Source organism: Pseudomonas sp. B21-019, assembly GCF_024749225.1.
Taxonomy (GTDB): Bacteria; Pseudomonadota; Gammaproteobacteria; order Pseudomonadales; family Pseudomonadaceae; genus Aquipseudomonas.
On the sequence record NZ_CP087193.1, the window covers coordinates 6341665 to 6359562 of the forward strand.

Here is a 17898-nt window from a genome sequence, read left to right on the forward strand (position 1 = left end):
GCTGCCCTGACGGCGTTACAGAGGCGATGAAAAAACTTTTCGCCTCGCTCAAACCTCATCTTTGAGCTTGAGCAAAGGCTCCTGAAAACGCAGCAAACGCCCGGCATTACCGAGCACCAATAACGTACTCAAGTTGTGCAACAGCGCGGCAATCATCGCCCCTGCCGCGCCAAGCCAGCCGAATGCGGCGAAGGCGACAATCGCCAGGGTCCAGCCCAGACCGATGATTACGTTCACCTGTAAAGTCTGCCGGCATTGGCGACTCAGGCGCACACAGGTTCCGAGCCGGCGCAGGTCGCTGCCGATCAGTACGATATCGGCCGAGGCCAGCGCGATGTCCGCGCCGCCCGCGCCCATGGCCACGCCGACCACACCGGCCTTCAGCGCCAGGGAATCGTTGATGCCGTCTCCCACCACCATCGGCCGGAAACCGCTGTCGATTTCTTTCAACACGCGATTGAGTTTGTCCTCGGGCAAGGCCTGGGCTTCGACATCGCTGATGCCCACATCCCGGGCCAGCGTATGAGCCACGCTTTGTCGATCCCCGGTCAACAACAACTGACGACCCAGGCCGAGTTCACGCAACTCGCCCAGGGCAAACCGCGCCTCGGGTTTGACGCTGTCGGCGAGCAACAGCCAAGCGAGAAATTCACCGTTGAGTGCCAGCCCAGCAATCGGGCCATCGTGTTCGGGAACAGCTGAGGTGACAATGCCCAATTGCGCGAACAGCTCCGGACGACCGAGGGCCGCTTCGCCCTGCTCGGTCATCGCCACAACACCCAGCCCCTGACGCTCGCGAATGTCAGAGAGCAGCAGGAAATGTTCCTGGGTGACCAACCCGGCCAACGCGCGGCTGACCGGGTGGCTGCTGGCAGAGCCAAGGCTGGCGGCGAGTTTCAGTACGTGACTGCGATCTTCCTGCGGACTGTCGATCGATTGCAGGCGCAAGGTGCCGAACGTCAGGGTCCCGGTCTTGTCGACCACCAACGACGTCAGGTCGGCCAATTCTTCGAGGAAGGCTGAGCTGCGAATCAGAATCCCGTGCCGAGCAGCGACCGCCACCCCGGCAATCGCCGTGGCCGGTGCCGACAACACCAGCGCGCAAGGGCAGGCCGCCACCAACACCGCAAGCATCGCCTGGGCATCGTTGGTGACGAACCAGGTTACGGCCGCCAGCAGCAACACCAGCACCATGTAGCTACCGGCGTAGCGTTCGAGCAAACGCGTGATCGGTGGCTTGGAACGTTCGGCGTTTTGCATCAGCGCGATGACTTTACCCAGTGTCGACTCGTGACCGGTGCGGGTCACTTCAATGCGCAACAGGCCATCGAGGTTGATCGCCCCGCCGAACACCGGCATGCCCACAACGGCCTCTATGGGCACCGACTCACCGGTGATCGATGCCGTGTCGAGGCTTGCCTGACCGGACAACACCCGGCCATCGGCCGGCACGCGATCACCGGCGCGCACCTCCACCAGGTCGCCGGCCTTGAGCGTGCCGTTATCGACTTCAACGATGGCGCCGTCAGCCTGAATCTTGCGCGCATGGCTGCGCGTCAGTTTGCCGAGGGCATGAATCGCTTCCTGGGAGCCGATCACGCTGCGCTCTTCCAGCACATGGCCGAAGATCATGATGATCGGCAGCAGTGCCGCGGTAAGCAGATCGCCAGTAGCCCAAGCGCCGAGCATGGCCAGGGCGATCAACTGATCGGTGATCCCGTGCAGGCTCGGATAACGCAGGCTGTACCACGCCGAGCGCATGACCGGCACGGCCACCAGCAACGAAGCAAAACCCAGCAGCAATTGGCTGACCCCGGTCTGCTCCGGCAACGACCAGCGCCAGATCAGGCCGAGCGCAAGCAAGCCCAGTGCAAGCATGGCCAGGGTCAACTGGCGCGCGGCACTACGTTGTTCAGCCGAGGACAACATGCTCGGCGCGGCGGCGGTTTGGGCAGTCATTGTGCAGCTCCCTGAATGATCAGGCGGGAATCGTCTTTCGGATCGACCGTTGTCACCGAGCCGGCCTGCCCGAGAATCTTCGGCATCCGCTCACGGTAAATACGCAGCAGCATTTGCGGGTCGGTGCCCTGCTGTTGCGCCTTGGCCAAACTCAACACCGTGGCGGTGTCGGTGGAGGCTTTGGCCAGGCGTTCGCTGGCCTGGGCGTGAGCCACTTGCAGCGTGCGGTCGGCTTGTTCGTTGGCGGACTGAGTCAGCTTCTCGGCTTCCGTGCGCGCATTGGCCACGGCCTTGTCAGCTTGCTGGCTGGCAGTTAACACGGCGTTGAACGCGCTCACTGCCGGGCCGGGCAGACTCGATTGCACATCGACCCGCGCCACTTCGATACCCAAGCCCTGCCCGGTCGCCGTCAGTTCGGCCAAGCGTTGATTGATGCCTCGCACCAGATCGCCGCGCAGACGTTCGCGACGTTCGGCAGCCTGATTGTCGGCACCGATCAGTTCCGGTCGAGCCACCAGAATGGTGTCCAGGTCTCGCGCCGCAGTGAGTGCCACGGCACTGCGCGTCACCAGTCGATCCAGCGCCGGCAGCACATGCTCACCCTGAAGCACGAAGGCATAGGGTTCGGTGACTTTGTAGAACACCCGCACATCCAGCTGCACCACGCCCGCGTCACCGGTCAGCAGATAACCGGAGCCGGCGAGCGCATCGCTGATAGGTGTGGCGAAGCTCGCCACCCGGTCGGCCTGCAACGCGGCATCGGTGCGCAGCAGATTTTCCACCCGACGCTCGATCACCCGGTCCGCAGCCGGCAACAAAATCACCTGCTCAAACGGTCGCGGCCACGCCAACAGCAAACCGGCATTTTGAATGCGATCCAGTGCGCCGAAGTGCAGCACCACGGCACGATTCTGCGGGTCGATCTGCCGCACATTGGAAAATCCCCACGCCAAAGCAGCCAGCACGGTCACGGCGTAAAGCGCGAGAAAAGCCAAGCGCCCGGCCTGAATCCAGGGGCTGCTCAATTCATTTGTTCCACGTGGAACCAAATTCATGGCTGCGATCCGGACTTGTTTTCGAGCGTCGGTGGGCCATCAACCAACACCCGGAACGGCGCCGCATCTGTGCGCAAAATCAGTTTGGTGCCCGGTGCAACGATGGTGCCCAAGGTGTCGAGCGAACGCAGCAAATTGTAGAGCTGCGGTGAGCCTGCGTAAGCCCGGCCGTAAATCTGCGCGGCTTCGACGCGGGATTGGGCTTCGATGTCTGCAGCTTTCACCGTCGCATCGGCTTGCACGATTCGCGCGTCACGCTCAGCCGCGGAGCGGATTTGCGCGGCTTCGCGTTTACCGATGGCCGTGCGTTCAGTGGCGATTGTTTCACGCTCGGCGCGCATACGATCGACCGTCGCGGTGAGAGTCACCGACGGCAGGGTCAAACGCTCGATGCCGACTTGCAGCACTCGCACGCCATAGGTGGTGAGCAACTGCTGATCGATCTGCTGACGCAGCTGCGCTTCGAAATCGGCGATGTGCACCTGATTGGCGTCGGTGTTCACCAGGTTGGCCAGGTCGAAACTGCTGGCAGTGGTTTCCAGCGCCGAGCCGACAAAGGTACGAATCTGCCGCGCGGCTTCATCGGGTTGATTCTGTACAGCGCGCATAAAGCGTTGCACGTTGTCCGGGTCGCCCTGTACCTGCCAGGCCACGTAGGCTTGCACGATGATGCGCAGACCGTCGCGCGTGCCCACATCCTGCAAACCGCTGGAGGTGGTACGCAGCCGCAGATCAACCGGAATCGCCGCCTCGAACGGCGCCGGCCAACGCCAGCCAAGCCCCGGCTCCAGCAACACCCGCGATGGATTACCGAAGCGCGTAATCACCGTGGCCTCCCCCGAGCGCACTTGCACCAGGCTTGCCGCCGCAATGGCAAACGCCACCAGCAGAGCCGCCCAGCCCATTCGCCGCCACGGGAACGGGCCAGCTTCGTGTGGATCACCGTGGTGGTGATGGTGATGATGACCGTGGTGATGCCCGCCATGGCCGTGATCGTGGCCGGCGTGGTCATCGTGGTCGTGATGATCGTGAGTAGGCGTCGACTGGCTCAATGGGCGGCTCCTGGCTGAGCGGTATTACGCGGCGGCGCAGGGTCAGCCGGCAGCGTGAATGTACGTAGGTCGATGGTCGGCGCATTGCTGCTGCCGCCCAGGCGATGATCGAGAACCAGCAGCTTGGCATTAGCCAAACCCTGGGTCAGTTGGCTGAGGTATTGCTCCAGTACAAAAGCCTGGCCGGCGCTGGCATAAGCCTTTCGCTCGGCGGCAAATTTCAGGTCGGCGGCCTGAGCGCTCGAGTTGATTTCATGCGCACTGGCCGTGGCTTGATCGCGAGCAATGCTGGCCTGCAATTGCGCCTGGTTGATCGCCTCTGCCGCTGCACCGCGCTCACGGGAGATCAATGCCTGGGCGCCAATCTGCGCTGCTTGCACGCCGTGATAGGCATTGGCCGCCCCTGCTGGCGGATGAATGGCCTCAACCACCGTGGCGAGAATTTCCACGCCGCTGTCGAGTTTTTGCAGATCGGCCTGCACGGCGTGGCCGATTTCTTCGGCGAGCCCTACCCTGTCTTCACCGAGCAAACCGTCGAGGGTACGCGAGGCGAAATCGTGGACCAAAATCCGGCTGGCGGTGCTGCGAATCAGCGTCGGCACGTCGGCGCTGTTGTACGTCGCGGCCAATGCCGCTTGATCGCTCAGGCCGATGCGATAGACGAAGCGCACGTCCATGTTGACGATCTGGAAGCTCTGCTTGTCGGCACGGCTGCTGGCAATAACCTGGGACTTGTCATTCACATGGCTGGCGTCCCACAAGCGATTGGCAATGGCCGGTGCCGGGCCTTCGGCAGGTTCGGCCGCGACCGGAGCAGATGCTTCACCCACGCTGGTGGCCAACTCGTGGACCACGCCGTTCTCGACACTCAGCACCCGACCCAGCGGCCACGGCAAACTGGCGTGCAAACCGGGCCCGAACACTTCCACCGGTTTGCCGAAACGTTCGTAGATGCCCCGCCCCTGTAGCGGTATTTCATGAATGCCAGTGAGCGACCAACCGACGATTGCCACTACCGCCAGCACCGGCAAAAACGCCCGGCGCATGTAGGTGAAGGCCCAGATTTGTCGCAGGTCGATACCGAAGCGGTTGTGCAACTCGTGCTGCAATGCGAGCAGGGGCTGTGGCGGCCAGCGCAACATATCGGAGACGAAGCTTCGCGCCAGCAAGGCCGGTTCAAGCTGTTCACGACGGGGACTGAACAGAGACAACACGGCGCGCAGCAATAACTCGACGGCGACCAGCCCCGGCAGCAAGCCGATCAGCACCGCCAGACGCACCGGCCAGACGGCTGTTTCGCTACCGAACAACAGACACAAGGCGCTGAGCACCAGGCCAATAATCGCAACCCGCGTCAGCTGCGCCAACGACCCGGCTTCAGGCCATTGGGCGACATTTTCCTGCGCCAGTTGCCGCTCCAGCACCAGCAAACCGAACGCCAGCAGCAACGACAACGCCGCGCCGACACTGGCCGATAATCCCAACGCAGCGGGTGGTAAAGCGAGGTTCCAGACCTGCTCGATGCTGTACAAACTCAACAACGCCCAGCCGCCAAGCCAGAGCGTCGGTGCACCGATCTGCCCCAGCAAGCGCAGCCAACGCTGACTGATGCCGTCCAGCAACCGCTCGTACCAGCCTTCGGCGACAACGACTTCTTCGGTGATAGCCACCGGCACCAACTCGGCCGGATTCATCGCTCGTGCACGCCACTGCGTTACCCACCAGGCCGACTGCAGACCGGCGACCAATACCAGCAAACCGGCACTCTGATTGGCCAGCAACGCGGGCCAGAGCGACTGCGGTGCAAACAGCCCGACAAAAAACGCCAGCACCAGCCCTGCGGTCGCCAAGGCACCCAAACCGATTGCCCATTGGCGCAATCGACGTCCTTGAACGACCGCCTGCTGGAAGCGCGGCAGCCCTGCTATCTGTGCTCCATCGCCATCGAGATCGACTTGCATACCACCCCAGCCATTGCTCACATCACAATTCGTTACGATATAACGAAAATGGTGAAATTTTCGTCCTGAATCGTTCTATCTAAAAGCGCTGAACCTGTCGCCAAGCTGAAGCCTTGACCGAAATGGTGAGAAACGCACATATTACGTTCGTAATTTTTTATTGAAGACTACTTTTTATCGATCCCGCCCCTCTCAATCCAGGAGTTGCACCATGAGCACTTATGACGTCGTGATTCTGGGCGCCGGCCCCGGCGGTTATAACGCAGCGATCCGCGCCGGGCAGTTGGGCTTGAAAGCGGCATGCGTGGAAGGCCGCGCCACCCTCGGCGGGACCTGCCTGAATGTCGGTTGCATGCCGTCCAAGGCATTACTGCATGCCTCCGAGCTCTACGACGCGGCCATGGGGGCGGAATTCGCCAACCTCGGGATCGAGGTCAAACCTGTGCTCAACCTGGCTCAGATGATGAAACAGAAGGATGAAAGCGTCACAGGCCTGACCAAGGGCGTCGAGTTTCTGTTTCGCAAAAACAAGGTCGACTGGATCAAGGGATGGGGCCACATCGACGGGCCGGGCAGCGTCACGGTGACCGACGATCAGGGTGGCAAGACCCGGCTGAGCGCCAAAGACATCATCATCGCCACCGGTTCCGAACCCACTCCCCTGCCGGGCGTGGACATCGACAACCAACGCATCCTCGACTCCACGGGCGCGCTGTCGCTGGCTGAAGTACCGAAGCACCTGGTGGTGATCGGCGCTGGGGTGATCGGCCTGGAACTGGGTTCGGTATGGCGGCGCCTGGGTGCTCAGGTGACGGTCGTCGAATTTCTCGACCGGATCTGCCCGGGTGTGGATGCTGAAGCCGGTAAAACCCTTCAGCGCTCATTGAGCAAGCAAGGCATCCGCTTCAAGTTGAGCTCGAAAGTCACCAGCGCCACCTCCTCGGCGAGCGGTGTTCAACTCAGTGTCGAACCGGCCGCAGGTGGCACCGCCGAGCTGCTGGAAGCCGACTACGTGCTGGTGGCTATCGGTCGTCGTCCTTACACCCAAGGCCTGGGCCTGGAGAACGTCGGCCTCGCCACCGACAAACGCGGCATGCTCGCCAACAAGGGCCACCGCACCGAAGCCGCGGGGGTCTGGGTGATCGGTGACGTCACCTCAGGACCGATGCTCGCCCACAAGGCCGAAGACGAAGCCATGGCCTGCATCGAGCAGATCGTCGGCAAGGCTGGCGAGGTCAATTACGAGCTGATCCCCAACGTGATCTACACCAAACCGGAGCTGGCCAGCGTCGGCAAGACCGAAGAACAGCTGAAAGCCGAAGGTCGCGCCTACAAGGTCGGCAAATTCCCCTTCACCGCCAACAGCCGGGCGAAGATCAACCACGAAACCGAAGGCTTCGCCAAGGTACTGGCCGATGAGCGCACCGACGAAGTCCTCGGCGTGCACCTTGTGGGCCCGAGCGTCAGCGAAATGATTGGCGAATATTGCGTAGCCATGGAGTTCAGCGCCTCGGCCGAAGACATCGCCCTGACCTGCCATCCACACCCGACCCGCTCCGAGGCCTTGCGCCAGGCGGCGATGAATGTGGAAGGGATGGCGACGCAGATTTAGAAAGACCAAAGACCAAAGACCAAGATCAAAAGATCGCAGCCTTCGGCAGCTCCTACGCGCCTGTGAGCGCTGCGATCTTTTCGCTTTTTCAATCAGGCAAATGCCCCAACGGCAACGCACCCGGCGTCTTCACCGTGTGAATTGCAAAGTTGCTGCGGATATCACTCACGCCCGGCAATTTCAGCAATCGCCCGGTGAGGAAACGGTCATAGGCGCGCAAGTCCGGCACCACCACTTGCAGTAGAAAGTCCGACTCCCCTGACACCAGAAACGCAGAAATCACCTCAGGCAACGCCGTCACGGCCAGGCGAAATGCTTCGGCTTGTTCATCGTTATGCCGTTCGACCTTGACCCCGACAAACACCGTCAGCCCAAGGCCCACTTCATCTCGATCGAGGTTGGCCTGATAGCCGCGAATCACGCCCGCCTCTTCCAGCATCCGCACCCGGCGCAAACAGGGTGAGGCCGACAAACCGATCTCATCGGCCAGTTGTACGTTGCTCAGGCGTCCGTCCCGTTGCAGCGCCGTGAGGATTTTGCGGTCGTAGGCGTCAAGTTTCATGCTTTGGCAGATCCTGATGGTTCGATCATCATAAACTGGCAGGTTATGCCAAATATCGAAGCTTTAGAAGCCGACTACGCAACCACCTGCCCTGCCCCTCGGCCGTAGACTGACCCCACCAAATCGACAACGAATGGGGGCAACATGACAGAACTCTGGCTGTTTTTCATGGCGTTGGCAGTGGTCTACCTGTTGCCCGGCCCGGATATGATTCTGCTGTTGCAGACCGGCGCTCGTCAGGGCAAAGGCGCGGCGCTGGCCACGGCATTGGGGCTGGGCGTGGCGCGCGGTTGTCATGTGGCATTGGCGGCATTGGGTTTGGCGACGCTGTTCAGGACTGCGCCCTGGACCTTCGACGTGGTGCGCCTGGCCGGCGCCGCGTACCTGCTCTGGATCGGCATTCAGTGCCTGCGCACCACGATGCTGCCGAGCTTGAACGGTGCAGACGCAACGACTGCTAAACCACGGTGGCCGGAGGCGATCCAGCGCGGTTTGCTGACTAACCTGCTCAACCCCAAGGCGCTGCTGTTTTGCTCGGTGCTGCTGCCGCAGTTCATCAACCCTCAAGCCGGACCGGTGCTCGCGCAATTTGCGACCCTGGGCATGATGCTGGTCGGCGTCGGCTTGCTGTTCGACAGCGCCTACGCGCTGGTCGGCGCGGCGCTGGGCCGTTGGCTGCAACGCAGTCCGTCGGCCCAGCGGGTACAGCAGTGGTTGTTTGGCAGCCTGTTGATTGGTTTTGCAGTGCGGCTGACCTTTGTTCAACAAGCCTGATGACTATCGTGCATTGCGCCGGCGTCGGTTGATCAACACCAGCGCAATCGCGGTAAACACCACCACGCTGCCCATCTGCAGCCACTTTTTATATGGTCGCAATGCCGAGCGGACCGGGCTCAACACCTGAGTAACGTAACGCTTATCTGCATTCTGGAAATCCGGATAAGGACATCGGTGACCGAAGTTCACCGCCCAATCCACGTACGGCCCTTCCTTCACATAGCGTTGATAGAAGGCGCTTTCTTCTTCAAGGCTGGTGTTCCACCCCGCCGCCGCACACAGAACGGCCGCAAAAGCCTGACTGGTATGAGGCAAATTATCGGCAGCGCGGCTGGCCAACGCCGTGGCGACATAACGATAGTGGTAACGCTGATCGGGCTGTGCAGCGCTGGCCTGCTGACGTTTTACTTCATCTTCAGCCACTAATGGCCCCACCTTGAGCTCGCTGCTCTCAAGGCTGTAATTACCGCCGAACGTGGCGTAATCCGGCGCCATTTCGTAGCCGAGAATTTCCATCCCCCACTCGCGCGTCAGCCAACCCGCGTTAAATAGAGCAGCAGCACGCTTGGTCGGCCACCAGGCAGCATCCGCCTCCTGACGCAATTGCCCATACGCCTTGGCCTTGTTCTGCAAATCGACGTTGTCGAAGTAAGCCGGAGCCTCATCGTAGCGCTCTTCACGCAACAAACGCCGCCCGAGCAGATTGCGCAGGTTCGCGGCCACCGACAACGGCACATAATTGTCGCGATCCTGCTGGCTGAGCGGCGGCGGTGCCGGCACCTGGGTGTCGACGTACTGCTTGAGTTCATCGAGGGTCAGCACCCGCTCGGCCACGGTGGCCGCGTCGAACCAGTAGATGCCCTGGCTGCGATAGAGCTGATCGAAGGCCTGCAGGTAATCCCCGCGTTGCAGGGCCAGAATCGCGCTTTCACCCTCGACCCGGCACTTGGGCTGGAGTGTTTCGTAATCCCAGTCGGGCGTGCGCCGCTCGCCCCAGGATTCGTTCTGCGGGAAGGCCTGGGCGGCTTTGGCATAGGCCGCTGCGGCGGCGTTTTTGTCGCCATCACGCACCGCCAGCTTCGCCCGCAACCACCACGCAAGGCCACCGTCACCAGCCTGTTCGAGGAAGGCTTTGGCGCTGGCGTAATCGCCCTGTTGATAATTCATCGCCGCCAGGCGATCGGCATTATCCAGACTGCCACGGGTGCTGCTTTGCAGCAGTTTGATCAGTTTCTGTTCGTTCAGCGGTTGATCACCGAATGACCAGCCCAGCCGACTGATCAACGACGCCGTCACCAGTTGCTGCACCGCTTTGCCCTTGAGCAACCCGGCCAGTTGCTCGTCAGGCATAGCGGCCAGATCAGCCATCAACAGCTTCAGCGAGGTGTAGCCCACCGCCGAGCCGTGAAGGTTCTGCGTGGCGTAGAGTTGGATGGCGTTGTCCCAATCACCCGCAGTGCGGGCCACTCGTGCTTCTTCGCCGAGGCTGGCGACACCCAGTTCCAATGGGTCGCTGAAGCCGTCGATGCTCAGTTGACGGGTCTGCTCGAAGGCCTTGCGGGACTGAGCCAACAGGTCAGGGGTCGCGCCTGCTTCTGAACTCATGGCAAACAGCGCCCGGCCCAACGAGTACGCCGCCCAGGTGCTACGCAACGGGCGTTGTTCCGCCGGCAGCGCCAGCACTTTCTGGAAGTAGTCGGCGGCCAGGCCATGATCACCGGCGTTGAACGCCACGGCGCCAGCCAGATAGAGCCTGTGCTCGGGCGGCAGATTCGCGCCTTGCTCTTCAACCTGACGGGCATCGGTCAGGCTGCGCAGCTGTTTCACCAGCGCTTGCTGTTCAGGCGTCAGACCGGCCTGTTCGGCGGTGTCGCGCTGACGAGTGTAATCGGGCGCATCGCCATAACCGTCCCCCGGAATGTTGGTGGCGGCGGTGACATTTTTCAGTCCCGCGATGGCATGCCCGAGGCGGCTGATCTCAAGGTTGAAGTTGCCTTCCGGCAGTTCCGCCAGCGACTGGCCACGGTTGTCCAGCAGGCGCATGGGGAAGTCCGGCCCGCAGGCCAGCGCCGAACCCAATGGCAGGCTGAGGCTCAGGCAAAGCACATGGCGGGGCCAGTTACGGGTAAACATTCGAACCTCCTTGATCAATGTGTGCGCAGCGAGCCCAACCGATAGCGCGCTGCCCGCCGGCCGGGATTCGACCGTCACGCAGGCGGGTGAAGGTAAGCAGATCCGGGCGCTGTTGCAACGCATAACCGGCCAGCGCATCGGCGCCCTCGCAGCCCTGCACCGCCAGCGTCAGGCGTTCGGGCCAGGCGCTGTCGAGGTTGCCTTGGTTGCTGAGGCTGATGTCGTAGAGGCCGTCCTGCGCCGAGAGTTTCAGCCCTACATGACTGTCGAGCGTATCGCCGCGCGCCACAGCGCCCAGCGTCGTCAGGCTCCAGGCCCTGCGATCATTGGCCAGGGGCAGGCGAAACCAGATCAGCCCGGCCAGATGGGCCGGTGGATCGGCGCGCAACTCGGCGCCGAGCTTACTCAGTTGCTGCGGGTCCGCCAGCAACTCCCGACGTTCGCCGCCTCGCTCGATGGGCACTTCGCTTTCCACAACCGGCGCGCCCCCGGCCCCCGGCAACAGCGCCACGCCATAAGCCGGCAGCGCCAGATAAAACGGTTTCGATGTGTTGCGACTCCAGGCCCTGGCCCACTGCCGTGCCTGAGCCGGATCGAACAGCCCACGCCGCGGATCGCTCACCGCGTGCACCTGCAACACGCTGCTGTCGACTGTTGCCAGCAACGCCGGCAATTCAGAACTGTCGAGCCAGGCCGGCAACGCGGTGATGCTCAGTGGCAAGGACGCCGGCAGAACGCCACGCAAATGGGTGAGGAATTCGCGGTAGGCCGGTAACCAGGCGTTGCCCGCATCGTGGTCGATTTCCACACCGGACAGGGTCAGCCCCTGCCCTCGCCAATCGCTGAGCACCTGCTGGATCTGCGCCGTGACCTCGTCCCGGTCCAGCCCATTGAGCTGGCCATCCAGACGAACCACCGCAATCAGCGGTCGGCCATCACGCTTGAGCAGCGCCGGATCGATCCGCGCCCGGCTCCAGCCAGACTGTGGAAATGCCTGCAAGGCCAGCACGCGCAAGGTCGAGAAATCGGTGCGGCTGTCGCGCAGCGCGGCGTCATGGGCCGGCGTCCATTGCCGTTGCCAGACATAGAGTTGCTGATCGAGCGGCGGCGCGTCCGGTTGCTTGCAACCGTTGAGCAACACCGCTGCCAGCAAAACGATCAAGCGTGTGAAAAAGACCATGAACACCAATCCCTGAAATGCAAAAAGGGCCTCCCAAGGCCCTTTGTCACTCTGCTCGTTACCCTACTCAGCTATCGGCTTGCGGGCAATGATCACCTGACTTTTCGGTATCAGTAGTTGGAAGAGGAATCTCTGTCCTACGCATAACTCCGTAGGAACGAACCGTGGCGAGGGGGCTTGCCCCCGCTTGAGTGCGTAGCACTCACAAAATCTTTGGTACATCAGAGATTTTGGGGCTGCTTCGCAGCCCAACGGGGGCAAGCCCCCTCGCCACGGTTCGCTCCTACAAGGGATCAGCTGTGTGGCGCAGGTTTTGGTATGGCGACGTTATCCAGCATCCGGTTCACCGCCAGTTCCGCCAGCATGACGATCTGTTGAATCGCCATCGCCGTATGCCGGTGCGGCCCTTGCAGATACCCCGCAAAATCACTCGCCATCACACTGGCCTGGGCCAACGATTCACAGGTGTGGGCCAACAGGTCTTCGTCTTTGATATCCGGCGCAACCATAAACATCGTGCTCGGCTTGCGGGCGACCGGTGCTTTGAGGGCCGAGGGGTTGAGGTAGTGATCGAGCGCGCGCTCGGCGGCTTCGTTGAGCTTTTTTGAATTGGGGGATTCGTAAGGGGAAGTGCTGTCCGCTTCGGGCGGATTTGGTGTCGGCTTAAACATGGCAAAGATCCTTAAAGAGATGGAGCTGCCATTTTTCGTTTTCCAGACGAAAGGGGTGGCAGCTGTACGCGGACTGGAAAAACCGGTGAAGGATCAAACCCGGCAGACCCGAAGGTCTCCCACGCACAGCCGCCATAACTGCAGAGCTGAAAAAGCGCCGCATTATGTCACCTGCTGTGATCCTATACTTCGGGTTTTCCAGGCCCGATCGCTGGATTGCCAGCGACCCCCAAAGCCTATCCACCCCATTTCCGACCGACAACCGTCAAAACTTGTCGGAAACATTCCCCCCAAAATCATCGTCTGTAGGACTGCCTGAAGATCAAAAGATCGCCGCCTTCGGCAGCACCTACGCAGGATTCGTTTGCACCCTGTAGGAACTGCCGAAGGCAGCGATCTTTTTCTAAAGGTCGAGCACCAACGGCTGCGAACCCTGCGCCGGCACCGCACAACAAATCAGCACCTCACCCGCATCGGGAACCTCCGCCGGAGGCTGTGGATAATTCACCTCTCCGCTGATCAACCGGGTTTTGCAGGTTCCGCAGGAACCGCCGCGGCAACTGAATTCCGGGCGCAAGCCACGGCTCTCCGCCAACTCCAGCAAACTGCCGCCGTCCGGCTGCCAACGCGCTTCTTTGGCAGAGCGCTGGAACACGACGGGCACCGAAACGGTAGCGGCCGGCAATTGCTCGATGACCACCGCGTCCGGGTCCGGCTTGCGACGCAGCGTCGACGGGCCAAAGGTTTCGGCATGAATCCTTGAATCAGGGACATCCAGATCCCGCAGGCTGTCGTACAGCCCCTGGGTAAAACTTCCCGGACCGCACAGGACAAAATCCACTTGGTCGTAGTCCTCCACCTCAAGAGTGGTCCTGAGCAAGTCGGCTTCGATGCGCCCTGTCAGGTCGTAATCTTCACCCTCACGGGCATCGGACTCCGGCTGACTAAGCAAGCGCAGCACCCGCACCTCATCACCGAGGCCGTCGAGCAGGCGATCCAGCTCAGGGCGAAACGGTTGATCGGCCAATGTCCGCGAGCTCTGGAAGAACCACACAGGACGGATGCGCCGCGTGCGCAGGCCTTGATAAACCACCTCCCGCAGCATCGACAGCAGCGGCGTGATCCCCACGCCGGCAGCCAATAGCACCAGCGGCCGACGCTCATTCGGCGCCACGGTGAAATGCCCTTGAGGCGAGCGGGCTTCAAGCAAATCGCCGACACGAATCTGCTCATGCAGGTGCGAGGACACCAGGCCTTCACGCTTCACGCTGATGCGGAAAAAGTCATCGGATGGCGCGCTCGACAGGCTGTACGTGCGGATGTGCACATCGCCTGCGATGTTGAACCGCAAGGGCAAATGTTGCCCGGCTTGAAACACCGGCAACCCGGCGCCATCGGCAGGCTCCAGATAGATCGAACGGATGTTGTGGCTCTCCCGCTCGATGCGCGTCACTCGCAGCGGCCGCCAGCGATTCCCCAGCGCCTGGGCTTGCAGGCGTGCATTCGCCTGCGCCCAGGTGCCGGTCAGCAGACTGGTGGGCGACACGCCGTCAAAGCGCCAGCGCAAGGCCAGCACCGCGTGCTCCACCTCGAATGTCCACAGCCGCTCAGCCCCTTGAAAGGCTTCGATCTGCGGGCCTTCAAGGATGACTTGCGTGCGACCGCTGAGGTGCAGCAAATCGCCCGAATCGAAATCGATGAACAGCAAACCGGCCCGAGGGTTGATCAGCAGGTTGCCCAAGGTATTGAAGAACAGGTTGCCGGCGAAGTCCGGGATGGTCAGGCGATTGCCTTCTATCTGGACGAAACCGGCCTGGCCACCCCGATGAGAAACGTCCACCGAGCGTTGGCCATCGACGTCCACATAGCTGGCGACAAAGAATGTATCGGCGCTGGTAATCAAGGCTTTGGCCGCGTCATCCAGCCCATTGAGATGCTGCGCGATACGGGTCTCCGGATCCGCCAATGGCACCGAGCGAAACTGGCGCAATTGAATGTATTGCGGGCAATTGCCGAAGGATTGCTCCACCGTCACCTCGAAGCCGCTCGCCGTTACAGCGCCGACTCGACCATTGAGACGATTGCGACGCCGGGTGTGCAGCTCGATACCGAGCAGACCGATCGCCGCCCCGTCTTGCAGTTGTGCAGGGTCGTCGCGACCGGGCAGGCTGCCGATCTGCAACAGCCCGGGCTCGGGGGACTTCGCAAAGCCCGGCGCCCCTTCAAGAATACTCGCCCAAGGGTTGCCGTCGGCATCCACCGCGCCGTACAGCATGAACGGCAGTTGCTGATAGAACGTGCGGTGCTGGTCCGGCATCTCGCCGCGAATCACCCTACGACCCAATGCGTCCATTCGCTCGACGACACCCACATGGGCCTGCAATTTTTTCTCGCCGGCGTGCCAAGGTGAACGTTCCATAACGGCTTCTCCCCTGCGCTCATTGCGCAACAAGAACGGCCCGACTGAATAGGGCCGTGAACATCAGGCAGTTTTTTGCAAACCGGCGATGGTGCGCGGCATGCCGACAAACCCTGGCAAGGCTTCAACGCGCGCCAGCCAGGCCCGGATGTTGGCGTAGTCGTCCAGCGACACATTGCCTTCCGGAGCATGGGCGATGTAGCTGTAGGCGGCGATGTCGGCGATGGTCGGCTCGCTACCGGCCAGATAGGCCGTCGCGCCCAGTTCCTGATCGATCACTTTGAGCCAAGTGTGAGAATAGGCGATCACCTCTTCAGCGTTGTAAGGCGCACCGAATACAGTGATCAGCCTTGCCCTGCCGGGGCCAAAGGCAATCGGCCCGGCGGCGACCGACAACCAGCGCTGAACCTTGGCTGCACCGACCGGATCGGTTGGCAGCCAGCGACCGTTGCCATATTTTTGCGCAAGGTAGACCAGGATCGCGTTGGAGTCGGCCAGCACCATGCCTTGATCCTCAATTACCGGGACCTGGCCAAACGGGTTGAGCGCAAGAAAATCCGCTTGTTTGTGTGCGCCCTTGGCCAGATCGACGAAGATCAGCTCGGTCGGCAGTTGCAACAACGACAGCATCAGCTCTACACGGTGAGCATGGCCGGAACGGGGGAAGTTGTAGAGTTTGATGGCTTGCATGGTCGACTCCGCTGGGTGGTGGCGCCGCTCAGGAAGGATCAGCGCCGATGGAGCGCTATCTTCCATCCACAACCAAAGCAACAGAATAACCAGCAAACGCAATCCATTATTTCAGCCAGCGCAATAACCCTTCAGCCGTGCAGGGCCGGATGTTCGCGCAGCACCTTCACCGCAAAGTCCACAAAACTGCGAACCCGCGTCGGAGCCTTGCGCCCACCCTGGTAGACCACATGAATGGGCAATGGCGGCAGTTCGAAGTCAGCCAGAACGATTTCCAGTTCACCGCCGGCGATCTTGCTCGCCACTTGATACGACAGGACTCGGGTCAGTCCCAGGCCCATGGCGGCGGCAGTGATCGCCGCTTGATTGGCCGAGACCACCAGACGTGGCTCCGGACGAACACTGATCGGCTCTCCCGCTTCAAGGAACGGCCAGCTTCTGGGCTGCCCGATGGACGAGGTGGCGATGATTGGGGCGCGGCTCAAGTCTGCCGGATGCCGAGGCCGACCATGATCAGTCAGGAATCCAGGGGAAGCGCAGATCACTCGCCGCACTTCGCCCACTCGAATTGCGTGCTGATTGCTGTCAGGCAATTCACCGATACGCACGGCCACATCGATGCCCTCCTCGACCATGCTCACCACCCGGTCGACCAGCACAGCGTTGATGCTGACTTCAGGAAATTGAGTCAAGTAACCGACCATGAGCGGCGTGACGAACAAATCGCCGAACAATACCGGTGCCGTGATCGTCAGTTGCCCACGGGGCTGGGCATGGCTCCCGGCGGCCGAATCCTCGGCTTCCTGCACCTCGGCGAGAATTCTCCGACAGTCCTCCAGATAACGCTGGCCCGCCTCGCTCAAATGCACGCTACGGGTGGTGCGCGTCAGCAACTGAGTGCCAATGCGCTGCTCAAGCGCCGCCACTGCCCGGGTGACGCTGGCTGCTGACATCCCCAAACGCCGCGCCGCCGCCGAGAAACCCTGGTCCTGGGCGACAGCGGCGAAGACCTGCATTTCCTGGAATCGGTCCATGGGTTAACTCCTGAGCACTGAATAACGCGAGGCCGACAGTTCCCGATTGGACCTGGATATCGCTGGAAGAGGATGAGCCGTGCAGTTTTACTGGCATTCTGATTATTGTGACGTATAACCCTGATCGTTCACGCTTTCAATTGCTGAGACCGTATCCAGATGCCCTCCATCTACCAACTTAAACCCGCCTTCCAGAATCTGCTGCGACCGTTGGTTCAGCGATTGTTCGATAACGGCACCACCGCCAATCAAATCACCGTGCTGGCCGGCGTCATTTCGGTCGTGACAGGCGTCGGGATTGCCTGTTTCGCCAATCACCTATGGGTATTTCTGCTGATTCCCGTGTGGATGATCCTGCGGATGGCGCTGAACGCCATTGACGGCATGCTGGCCCGGGAATTCGGCCAGCAGTCGCGCCTCGGCGCCTACCTGAATGAACTGTGCGATATCGTTGCCGACAGCGCGCTGATCCTGCCTTTTGCCTTGATTCCCGACGTAAGCGCGTTGATTGTGCTGTTGGTCACGCTGCTGGCGTTGTTCAGCGAGTACAGTGGCGTCCTTGGGCCAATGATCGGCGCGTCGCGGCGTTATGACGGCCCGATGGGCAAGAGCGATCGCGCGTTTGTACTGGGTGTCTTGGCCACCGGCATTGCCATCGGCTGGATCAACGCGTTGTGGATTAGCATTGTGTTTGGGGTGGTCGCCGTCCTGCTGGCTTACACCTTGGTCAACCGGGTCCGTCTGGGCCTGAAAGAAGTGCAGGAAAACGCTCCCTCGGCATAAAGCTCCCAAG

14 protein-coding genes are annotated in these 17898 nt (G+C 61.4%); 3 read left to right on the plus strand and 11 right to left on the minus strand.

What is annotated here, in order from left to right; all coding sequences use genetic code 11:
- Positions 1-48 precede the first annotated feature (48 nt).
- Genes LOY36_RS28635 through hflK (LOY36_RS28650) form a run of 4 tightly spaced genes read right to left on the minus strand, consistent with a single transcriptional unit; the run spans position 49 to position 6027 of the window.
- A complete protein-coding gene (locus LOY36_RS28635; protein ID WP_258671721.1) occupies positions 49-1959 on the minus strand; it encodes a cation-translocating P-type ATPase in 1911 nt (636 codons plus the stop codon).
- A complete protein-coding gene (gene hflK, locus LOY36_RS28640) occupies positions 1956-3014 on the minus strand; it encodes a protease modulator HflK (RefSeq protein ID WP_258671722.1) in 1059 nt (352 codons plus the stop codon). Before hflK (LOY36_RS28640) ends, LOY36_RS28635 begins: the two co-directional genes overlap by 4 nt.
- Positions 3011-4066, minus strand: coding sequence for a protease modulator HflC (hflC, locus tag LOY36_RS28645; protein ID WP_258671723.1), 1056 nt, complete (start codon positions 4064-4066; stop codon positions 3011-3013). The genes hflK (LOY36_RS28640) and hflC overlap by 4 nt, the downstream gene beginning before the upstream one ends.
- Positions 4063-6027, minus strand: a complete 1965-nt coding sequence (hflK, locus tag LOY36_RS28650; RefSeq protein ID WP_258674235.1) for a protease modulator HflK — start codon at positions 6025-6027, stop codon at positions 4063-4065. Before hflK (LOY36_RS28650) ends, hflC begins: the two co-directional genes overlap by 4 nt.
- A gap of 211 nt (positions 6028-6238) precedes the next feature.
- Between hflK (LOY36_RS28650) and lpdA the strand changes: the two genes are divergently transcribed.
- Entirely contained in the window at positions 6239-7639 is a 1401-nt protein-coding gene (lpdA, locus tag LOY36_RS28655; RefSeq protein ID WP_258671724.1) for a dihydrolipoyl dehydrogenase, read from the plus strand.
- Between the two features lie 88 nt (positions 7640-7727).
- Here lpdA and LOY36_RS28660 read toward each other — a convergent pair whose 3' ends face one another.
- A complete protein-coding gene (locus LOY36_RS28660) occupies positions 7728-8201 on the minus strand; it encodes an Lrp/AsnC family transcriptional regulator (RefSeq protein ID WP_019580354.1) in 474 nt (157 codons plus the stop codon).
- Between the two features lie 144 nt (positions 8202-8345).
- Here LOY36_RS28660 and LOY36_RS28665 point away from each other — a divergent pair, with 144 nt between their 5' ends.
- Positions 8346-8975, plus strand: coding sequence for a LysE family translocator (locus tag LOY36_RS28665; RefSeq protein WP_258671727.1), 630 nt, complete (start codon positions 8346-8348; stop codon positions 8973-8975).
- A 3-nt stretch (positions 8976-8978) separates the two neighbouring features.
- Here LOY36_RS28665 and LOY36_RS28670 read toward each other — a convergent pair whose 3' ends face one another.
- From LOY36_RS28670 to LOY36_RS28695, 6 genes are all read right to left on the minus strand, one after another.
- A complete protein-coding gene (locus LOY36_RS28670) occupies positions 8979-11111 on the minus strand; it encodes a hypothetical protein (protein WP_258671728.1) in 2133 nt (710 codons plus the stop codon).
- Positions 11098-12291 carry a DUF3142 domain-containing protein gene (locus LOY36_RS28675; RefSeq protein WP_258671730.1) on the minus strand — a complete coding sequence of 398 codons (1194 nt, stop codon included), beginning with the start codon at positions 12289-12291 and terminating at the stop codon, positions 11098-11100. Before LOY36_RS28675 ends, LOY36_RS28670 begins: the two co-directional genes overlap by 14 nt.
- A 293-nt stretch (positions 12292-12584) precedes the next feature.
- Complete coding sequence (locus LOY36_RS28680; protein ID WP_007934367.1) at positions 12585-12962, minus strand: DUF6124 family protein; 378 nt, start codon at positions 12960-12962, stop codon at positions 12585-12587.
- A 403-nt stretch (positions 12963-13365) separates the two neighbouring features.
- Positions 13366-15381 carry a pyridoxamine 5'-phosphate oxidase family protein gene (locus LOY36_RS28685; RefSeq protein ID WP_258671732.1) on the minus strand — a complete coding sequence of 672 codons (2016 nt, stop codon included), beginning with the start codon at positions 15379-15381 and terminating at the stop codon, positions 13366-13368.
- A 63-nt stretch (positions 15382-15444) separates the two neighbouring features.
- The gene (locus LOY36_RS28690; RefSeq protein ID WP_018927332.1) at positions 15445-16071 is read right to left on the minus strand and encodes a glutathione S-transferase family protein; all 627 of its coding nucleotides are present in this window, start codon (positions 16069-16071) and stop codon (positions 15445-15447) included.
- A gap of 131 nt (positions 16072-16202) precedes the next feature.
- Positions 16203-17105, minus strand: a complete 903-nt coding sequence (locus tag LOY36_RS28695) for a LysR family transcriptional regulator (RefSeq protein ID WP_019651256.1) — start codon at positions 17103-17105, stop codon at positions 16203-16205.
- 159 nt (positions 17106-17264) lie between these two features.
- Between LOY36_RS28695 and LOY36_RS28700 the strand changes: the two genes are divergently transcribed.
- Entirely contained in the window at positions 17265-17888 is a 624-nt protein-coding gene (locus LOY36_RS28700; RefSeq protein ID WP_258671735.1) for a CDP-alcohol phosphatidyltransferase family protein, read from the plus strand.
- Positions 17889-17898 lie beyond the last annotated feature (10 nt).

Excerpts from the sequence above, each read along its gene's own strand:
- LOY36_RS28635 (WP_258671721.1), bottom strand. The coding sequence starts at position 1,959 with ATGACTGCCCAAACCGCCGCCGCGCCGAGCATGTTGTCCTCGGCTGAA.
- hflK (WP_258671722.1), bottom strand. The coding sequence starts at position 3,014 with ATGAATTTGGTTCCACGTGGAACAAATGAATTGAGCAGCCCCTGGATT.
- hflK (WP_258674235.1), bottom strand. The coding sequence starts at position 6,027 with ATGCAAGTCGATCTCGATGGCGATGGAGCACAGATAGCAGGGCTGCCG.
- lpdA (WP_258671724.1), top strand. The coding sequence starts at position 6,239 with ATGAGCACTTATGACGTCGTGATTCTGGGCGCCGGCCCCGGCGGTTAT.
- LOY36_RS28660 (WP_019580354.1), bottom strand. The coding sequence starts at position 8,201 with ATGAAACTTGACGCCTACGACCGCAAAATCCTCACGGCGCTGCAACGG.
- LOY36_RS28665 (WP_258671727.1), top strand. The coding sequence starts at position 8,346 with ATGACAGAACTCTGGCTGTTTTTCATGGCGTTGGCAGTGGTCTACCTG.
- LOY36_RS28670 (WP_258671728.1), bottom strand. The coding sequence starts at position 11,111 with ATGTTTACCCGTAACTGGCCCCGCCATGTGCTTTGCCTGAGCCTCAGC.
- LOY36_RS28675 (WP_258671730.1), bottom strand. The coding sequence starts at position 12,291 with ATGGTCTTTTTCACACGCTTGATCGTTTTGCTGGCAGCGGTGTTGCTC.
- LOY36_RS28680 (WP_007934367.1), bottom strand. The coding sequence starts at position 12,962 with ATGTTTAAGCCGACACCAAATCCGCCCGAAGCGGACAGCACTTCCCCT.
- LOY36_RS28685 (WP_258671732.1), bottom strand. The coding sequence starts at position 15,381 with ATGGAACGTTCACCTTGGCACGCCGGCGAGAAAAAATTGCAGGCCCAT.
- LOY36_RS28690 (WP_018927332.1), bottom strand. The coding sequence starts at position 16,071 with ATGCAAGCCATCAAACTCTACAACTTCCCCCGTTCCGGCCATGCTCAC.
- LOY36_RS28695 (WP_019651256.1), bottom strand. The coding sequence starts at position 17,105 with ATGGACCGATTCCAGGAAATGCAGGTCTTCGCCGCTGTCGCCCAGGAC.
- LOY36_RS28700 (WP_258671735.1), top strand. The coding sequence starts at position 17,265 with ATGCCCTCCATCTACCAACTTAAACCCGCCTTCCAGAATCTGCTGCGA.